Here is a 6,853-nt window from a genome sequence, read left to right as displayed (position 1 = left end):
AATACTTGAGGATAGTATTCAATAAAGTATGTCAAGAAATGCCTTGATAATGGTGCGATGGAGAGTTTTTTTGCTCGATTAAAAACGGAATGTTATTACGGCAATCGATTTGAAACGTTTGAGCAACTTGAAAAAGCGATTGTGAATATATTCATTACTATAATCATGAACGGATTCAAGCAAAACTAAAAGGACTAAGCCCCGAGTAATACAGAACTCAGTCCTTGAATTAAATGACTCTAACTTTTTGGGGGCAGATCATTTTCAACCACCCTTTTCTCTTTGAAATTAAAGAATATCTAATAATTCCACTTCAAATACGAGAGTAGAGAATGGGGGAATTGAGGCACCGGCTCCGCGTTCACCATAGGCTAACTCGTGTGGGATAGTCAATTTCCATTTAGAGCCTACCGGCATCATTTGTAATGCTTCTACCCAGCCACGAATTACGCCATTAACCGGGAATTCTGCTGGTTGACCACGGGAGACGGAGCTGTCAAAAACCGTGCCGTTTGGTAATGTGCCGGTGTAGTGAACACGCACTTTATCCGTAGCTGACGGTTTCGCCCCTGTACCCTCTGTGATGATTTCATATTGAAGACCGCTGTCCGTGACAGTTACACCGGCTTTTTTGGCATTTTCCGTTAAAAAGGCTTTGCCTTCTTCTTCAATTACTTTGAATTGAGCCTGTTGTACTTGCGCCGCTTGTTGTTGAAGTTGCTGCACGGAAAGCATTAATTCATTGATATCCAATGCCGGTTGATTGTGATTAATCGCATCGAAAATCCCTTTTGCTACTGATTCAACAGTGATTTCCATTTGGCTGTCTAATAATTGTTGACCAATTTGCAAACCGATACCATAACTGCCTTTTTCAGAAAGACTCTCTAGTTTAATTTGTTCAAAATTCATGCTATTTTCCTTTGTTAAAAATTACTTTTTGTATGCCAAAATTTCACCCATACGAACCGGCTCGCCGACACTGAGATGATCAGCCAATCGTACTTGGTTTTCTTGGAATAAATTAATCACGGTAGAGCCAAGTTGGAACCAGCCCATTTCCTGACCTTTGGTTAATTTCACCGCACTTTCGCCTTCATAAGTCCAAGTTTTCACCTCATTATGATGTGGCGGATTAATCACTCCCGCCCAAGTTGTCCCAATACTTGCGGTGACAGTGGCGCCTACTAAAATTTGTACCATGACGCCAAATTCTGTATCAAACACACAAATCACCCGCTCGTTACGGGCAAATAAATTCGGCACGTGTTGGGCTAAAAACGGATTGACCGAAAATAAATCGCCGGGAACATAAATCATTTTACGCAGTGTCCCATCGCAAGGCATATGCACACGGTGATAATCTCTTGGCGAAAGATAAGTGGTGACAAACTCACCATTTTTAAAGGTATCCACTAATTCTTTTTCTTCTGCCAATAAATCTTCTAAACGGAAAAAATGCCCTTTGGCTTGTAATAAGCGATTATCATCAATATGACCACATTCACTGATACGACCGTCTGCCGGCAAACAAAGTGCAGTCGGATTTTGGTTAATTGGACGGGCGTTATCTTTGAGAGGGCGAATAAAAAACTCGTTGAAACTTTCGTAGTCATTAAATTGTTCTTTTTGCGCAATACTCATATCAATGTTGTATTTTTTCGCAAAGGTTTTAATGGCGAGGTGTGTGACTTTGCCCCATTTTTGCTTTGCAAACCAGCCGGCAAATTGAGTTAAATAAAGTTGAGGCATCACATATTGAAAAGCAACTTTTAAGCGTTGCCAATAAGAAATTGAATGCATATTTATCTTTCCTTCTGAAAATGAGCGGTGATTATAGCAATTTTTGCCATTCTTCCAACTTTTAATTCTCCCATAAAATGCACCGCACCTTCTATTGTTGATGAGAAAATAATTCGCTTTGGCTATTGTTCAATGGGGGCAAAAAGAGTATATTCAGCCCAAGTTTTTTATTCTTAGAAGAAGGGAGTTTTTTATTATGTTTGGTTTATCTCCGGCACAAATGATTATCTTATTAGTGGTGATTTTATTGGTTTTTGGTACGAAAAAATTGAGAAATGCAGGGGCTGATCTTGGTGCGGCGGTAAAAGGCTTTAAAAAGGCGATGCAAGATGATGAGCCAAAAGCCAAAGATGCGGAATTTAAATCCATTGATAACAACAGCGAAACGGCAAAAACTGAAACAACAAAAGAGAAAGAACAGGCGTAACTCGTGTTTGATATTGGTTTTTCCGAACTTGTTTTATTAATGATTGTAGGCTTAGTGGTGCTAGGTCCTAAACGTTTACCTGTCGCTATCAGAACCGTGATGGGGTGGGTGAAAACCATCCGTGGGCTAGCTGCTAATGTTCAAAATGAATTAAAACAAGAACTGAAATTGCAAGAATTACAGGATAGCATCAAGAAAGCGGAATCCCTGAATTTGCAGTCCCTTTCGCCTGAGTTAAGTAAAACCGTTGAAGACTTAAAGGCACAGGCAGATAAAATGCGTGCCGAGTTAGAATCAAAAGCCACAGCAGCGGGGACAACGGTGGAAGAACAGATCAAAGAACTTAAAAGTGCGGCTGAAAATATTAAACTGGACGAAAATATGGTTTCAAGTGATAGTTTAACAAAGAGTGAAAGCGTAGAAATTGATGAAAAAACGCCTTCAGATCTGACCGCACTTGAACCCCACGAACAAGCTGAATTAACGGAGCGTTTATCTGATTATTATCCCCCGGATGATATGGACGTTGCCCCGGCACCGAAATCCCAATCCTAGAGAGTTTTTATGAATCACGTGGATGAATCTCAACCTCTTATTAGCCATCTTGTCGAATTAAGAAACCGCTTATTGCGTTGTGTAATTTGTGTTGCAGTCATTTTTGTCAGTTTGGTGTATTTTTCTAATGATATTTATCATTTCGTTGCCTCCCCCCTCACGGAAGTCATGCCAAAGGGGGCAACGATGATTGCAACGAATATCCAAACTCCTTTTTTCACTCCGATTAAATTAACTGCAATTGTTTCGATATTTATTTCTGTCCCTTATTTGCTTTATCAAATTTGGGCGTTTATTGCGCCGGCATTGTATCAACATGAAAAGCGAATGATTTATCCGTTACTGTTTTCAAGTACGATTTTATTTTATTGCGGTGTTGCCTTTGCCTACTATGTGGTTTTTCCCTTTGTTTTCGGCTTTTTCACACAAACTGCTCCAGAAGGCGTGGCGATTGCAACAGATATCAGTAGCTACCTTGATTTTGCCTTGGCCTTATTTCTTGCCTTTGGTGTGTGTTTTGAAGTGCCGATTGCCATTATTTTGCTTTGCTGGACAGGGGTAACCACCGTAAAATCCCTTTCAGAAAAACGCCCTTATATTATTGTCGCTGCCTTTTTTATCGGTATGATTCTTACACCACCTGATGTATTTTCTCAAACCCTACTGGCTGTTCCTATGTGGTTATTGTTTGAAGTGGGGTTATTAGTTGCCCGTTTCTATCAACCAAAGGATGAAGCGGAAGAAAGTGCGGTGAAAAATTCGGAAGAAAAAACGGAATAACAAATGGGGGCATTGCCCCCTTTCTTGTCATAAATAATCAGTAAAAGGATAACAGTATGACCCAACAAATTTTTACAGGATTTCCTACTCGCCGCTTACGTCGTTTGCGTAAGCATGATTTTAGCCGTCGTCTTGTGGCTGAGAATAAACTCACGGTCGATGATTTAATCTATCCGGTGTTTATTTTAGAGGGGGAAAATTACCGGGAACCTGTTCCTTCTATGCCCGGCGTAGAACGTTTAACCATTGATCAACTGTTAATCGAAGCCGGTCTGTTAGTGAAATATGGTGTACCGGTTATTTCACTTTTCCCGGTTATTGAACAAAGCAAGAAAACCTTAATGGCGGAAGAAGCTTATAACCCGAATGGTTTGGTACAACGTGCGGTAAAAGCCTTAAAAGCAGCCTATCCGGAATTAGGCGTGTTAACCGATGTCGCCCTTGATCCTTATACTATTCACGGGCAAGACGGCATTATTGATGAGGAAGGTTATGTATTAAATGACATCACCACAGAGGTTTTAGTGAAACAAGCACTTTCTCATGCACAGGCAGGCGCAGATATCGTTGCACCGAGCGATATGATGGATGGACGTATCGGGCATATTCGCCAAGCGTTGGAAGAAAACGGCTTCATCAATACGCAAATTATGGCGTATTCTGCAAAATATGCCTCAAATTATTATGGACCTTTCCGTGATGCGGTCGGTTCTTCTGGTAATCTGAAAGGTGGTGATAAGAAAACCTATCAACTTGATCCGGCAAATGGTGATGAGGGCTTGCAGGAAGTCGCACTTGATTTGCAGGAAGGGGCGGATATGGTGATGGTGAAACCGGGGATGCCTTATTTGGATATGGTTTATCGTGTGAAAAAACATTTTGGCGTCCCGACTTTTGCCTATCAAGTTTCCGGTGAATATGCTATGCATATGTCGGCCATTCAAAATGGTTGGTTAAAAGAGAAAGAATGTATTATGGAATCCCTTCTTTGTTTTAAACGCGCAGGGGCTGACGGCATCTTGACCTATTTTGCAAAACAAGTCGCGGAATGGCTCTATTTAGAAAGTAAAAATAAGTAGTTTTTATACCAAAAAGGTGATCTTTATCACGGAAATTAAATATCATCTAATAAAAACGAGAAAATATTAAATATTTTCTCGTTTTTTCTTTTTTACTCATTTTTTCCTTAAAAAAATCATTGCAATATTAAATTAGTCATTGCATATTGTGTCCCTACCGTTCACAAACGGTTGCTCATAATAAAACAAACACATCAACATCAAAAATTAAGAAGGAAACACAGTATGTCAACAGTCTCATCTTTAGAATCGTTTTTAGCAAAAGTCGCACAGCGTGATGGTCATCAACCTGAATTTTTACAAGCGGTTCGTGAAGTTTTTACCTCTATTTGGCCGTTTTTGGAAGCCAATCCAAAGTATCGTTCAGAGGCTTTATTAGAGCGTTTAGTTGAACCGGAGCGTGCCTTTCAATTCCGTGTGGCTTGGACAGACGATAAAGGTCAGGTTCAAGTAAACAGAGCGTTTCGAGTGCAATTTAATAGTGCGATTGGGCCTTACAAGGGTGGTATGCGCTTCCACCCTTCTGTTAATCTCTCAATTTTAAAATTCTTAGGCTTTGAGCAAATTTTCAAGAATGCTCTCACTACTTTACCAATGGGGGGGGGCAAAGGGGGTTCGGATTTTGACCCTAAAGGCAAATCGGATGCAGAGGTGATGCGTTTTTGCCAAGCATTAATGGCGGAATTATATCGTCATATCGGTGCAGATACGGATGTTCCTGCCGGTGATATCGGTGTAGGGGGGCGTGAAGTAGGCTACCTTGCGGGCTATATGAAAAAATTATCAAACCAAGCAGCCTGTGTTTTCACCGGACGTGGCTTATCTTTTGGTGGGAGTTTAATTCGCCCGGAAGCCACTGGCTACGGATTAGTTTATTTTGCTCAAGCGATGTTAGCTGAAAAAGGAGATAGCTTTGCGGGAAAAGTGGTGTCGGTTTCAGGTTCCGGAAATGTGGCACAATATGCCATCGAAAAAGCCTTAGCTTTAGGGGCAAAAGTGGTGACCTGTTCAGATTCTTCCGGCTATGTGTATGATCCTGAAGGTTTTACCACTGAAAAATTGAGCGCTCTTTTCGAAATTAAAAACGTTAAACGTGGTCGTGTAAAAGATTATGCTGCGCAGTTTGGCTTGCAATATGTGGAAGGCAAACGCCCTTGGGAAGTGAAAGTAGATATTGCGCTGCCTTGTGCCACCCAAAATGAGCTTGAAATTGCCGATGCAAAAGCATTGATCGCAAATGGTGTGAAATTAGTGGCAGAAGGGGCGAATATGCCAACTTCTATTGAAGCAACCGATGCATTTTTAGAGGCGGGTGTATTATTTGGGCCGGGTAAAGCGGCTAACGCGGGTGGGGTGGCCACTTCCGGTTTAGAAATGGCACAAAGCTCACAGCGTCTATATTGGACAGCGGAAGAAGTGGATGCCAAATTACACCGCATTATGTTGGATATTCATGCGAATTGTAAAAAATACGGCACGCTAGAAGGTCAAGAGAACATCAATTATGTAGTGGGTGCAAATGTTGCCGGATTTGTGAAAGTGGCTGATGCAATGTTAGCACAAGGGGTTTATTAATCTCTAAAAACATTGAATAAACTGACCGCACTTTGATCTGCCTCCCATAAAGTTGGACAGGTTAGTTAACTTAAATATTGAGCTTGGTATTGTACCGAGCTCAATCTTGGTGTAATGGACAAAATGGTTAATCAAAAGTGGGTTAAGACCTTATAGTAACGGTATTATGTAGCAGTTGCACAAAGATTTAACCGATTGAAAACATAAAAATCCCTATTGAAATTTTCACTCAATAGGGATTTTTACTATGATACAAAAGTTACTTAAGCACGAGTTAGTTGAAGGGTTACTTCAACTGAAAGAAAACAAGATTTATTAACGGTGCAAATGCAGCTTTTATCTCGAGAGATTAGCGAGCTAGCAGTTCCATTTATCCTGAAAAAACTAAAAGCCAATCTGTGATTACTACTCGTTTAATCGCACAGGTATTAAGGGAAAGTAAGGGTACGCGGTTGGTGTGTGGAGATATCGCAGAAGAGGCATTAAGGTTAGTGAGGCAACCGCAATTTGTTGATGCAGGTGATAGCTATTATAAAGTGGTAAAAAGAATGTTGTTGCGGTTAGCGAAAAAGGGATTGGTTGAGCGTAATGGGATTTATTGGCGGTTGAAATTGCTAATGTGTGGATTCCAACC

General features: G+C 40.8%; 7 protein-coding genes and 2 pseudogenes. 7 read left to right on the top strand and 2 right to left on the bottom strand.

Annotated features, from left to right (window positions below; translation table 11 throughout):
* Positions 1-39: 39 nt before the first annotated feature.
* Positions 40-209: pseudogene (locus BKK50_RS11505) on the top strand (IS3 family transposase); the annotation flags it as partial.
* 79 nt (positions 210-288) lie between these two features.
* On the opposite strand, the gene bamJ reads toward BKK50_RS11505, so the two are convergent.
* Together bamJ and asd are read right to left on the bottom strand one after the other, a co-directional pair.
* Entirely contained in the window at positions 289-912 is a 624-nt protein-coding gene (bamJ, locus tag BKK50_RS11500) for a BamJ family beta-barrel-assembly machinery protein (RefSeq protein ID WP_077418238.1), read from the bottom strand.
* A gap of 21 nt (positions 913-933) precedes the next feature.
* Positions 934-1,803, bottom strand: a complete 870-nt coding sequence (asd, locus tag BKK50_RS11495; RefSeq protein WP_077418235.1) for an archaetidylserine decarboxylase — start codon at positions 1,801-1,803, stop codon at positions 934-936.
* Between the two features lie 196 nt (positions 1,804-1,999).
* Here asd and tatA point away from each other — a divergent pair, with 196 nt between their 5' ends.
* The 6 genes and pseudogenes from tatA to BKK50_RS13265 all read left to right on the top strand — a co-directional run.
* Positions 2,000-2,230: a twin-arginine translocase TatA/TatE family subunit gene (gene tatA / locus BKK50_RS11490; protein ID WP_018356456.1), complete on the top strand. Its 231-nt coding sequence runs from the start codon at positions 2,000-2,002 to the stop codon at positions 2,228-2,230.
* Positions 2,231-2,233: 3 nt separating this feature from the next.
* Positions 2,234-2,785 (top strand): Sec-independent protein translocase protein TatB, encoded by a 552-nt coding sequence (gene tatB, locus BKK50_RS11485; RefSeq protein ID WP_077418232.1) that lies wholly within the window; start codon positions 2,234-2,236, stop codon positions 2,783-2,785.
* A gap of 9 nt (positions 2,786-2,794) precedes the next feature.
* Positions 2,795-3,565, top strand: a complete 771-nt coding sequence (tatC, locus tag BKK50_RS11480) for a twin-arginine translocase subunit TatC (protein ID WP_077418229.1) — start codon at positions 2,795-2,797, stop codon at positions 3,563-3,565.
* 56 nt (positions 3,566-3,621) lie between these two features.
* On the top strand, positions 3,622-4,644 hold the full coding sequence (gene hemB / locus BKK50_RS11475) for a porphobilinogen synthase (RefSeq protein WP_077418226.1): 1,023 nt from the start codon (positions 3,622-3,624) through the stop codon (positions 4,642-4,644).
* A gap of 225 nt (positions 4,645-4,869) precedes the next feature.
* The gene (gene gdhA, locus BKK50_RS11470) at positions 4,870-6,219 is read left to right on the top strand and encodes an NADP-specific glutamate dehydrogenase (protein WP_077418223.1); all 1,350 of its coding nucleotides are present in this window, start codon (positions 4,870-4,872) and stop codon (positions 6,217-6,219) included.
* A gap of 247 nt (positions 6,220-6,466) precedes the next feature.
* A pseudogene (locus BKK50_RS13265) lies at positions 6,467-6,853 on the top strand (hypothetical protein); the annotation flags it as partial.

The organism is Rodentibacter rarus (assembly GCF_001998965.1).
GTDB lineage: Bacteria > Pseudomonadota > Gammaproteobacteria > Enterobacterales > Pasteurellaceae > Rodentibacter > Rodentibacter rarus.
Note: the sequence above shows the minus strand (reverse complement) of the source record. Positions and strands in the feature narration are given on the sequence as shown.

What these genes read in the sequence shown, in the direction of transcription:
- bamJ (WP_077418238.1), bottom strand. Translation starts at nt 912, where the DNA reads ATGAATTTTGAACAAATTAAACTAGAGAGTCTTTCTGAAAAAGGCAGT.
- asd (WP_077418235.1), bottom strand. Translation starts at nt 1,803, where the DNA reads ATGCATTCAATTTCTTATTGGCAACGCTTAAAAGTTGCTTTTCAATAT.
- tatA (WP_018356456.1), top strand. Translation starts at nt 2,000, where the DNA reads ATGTTTGGTTTATCTCCGGCACAAATGATTATCTTATTAGTGGTGATT.
- tatC (WP_077418229.1), top strand. Translation starts at nt 2,795, where the DNA reads ATGAATCACGTGGATGAATCTCAACCTCTTATTAGCCATCTTGTCGAA.
- hemB (WP_077418226.1), top strand. Translation starts at nt 3,622, where the DNA reads ATGACCCAACAAATTTTTACAGGATTTCCTACTCGCCGCTTACGTCGT.
- gdhA (WP_077418223.1), top strand. Translation starts at nt 4,870, where the DNA reads ATGTCAACAGTCTCATCTTTAGAATCGTTTTTAGCAAAAGTCGCACAG.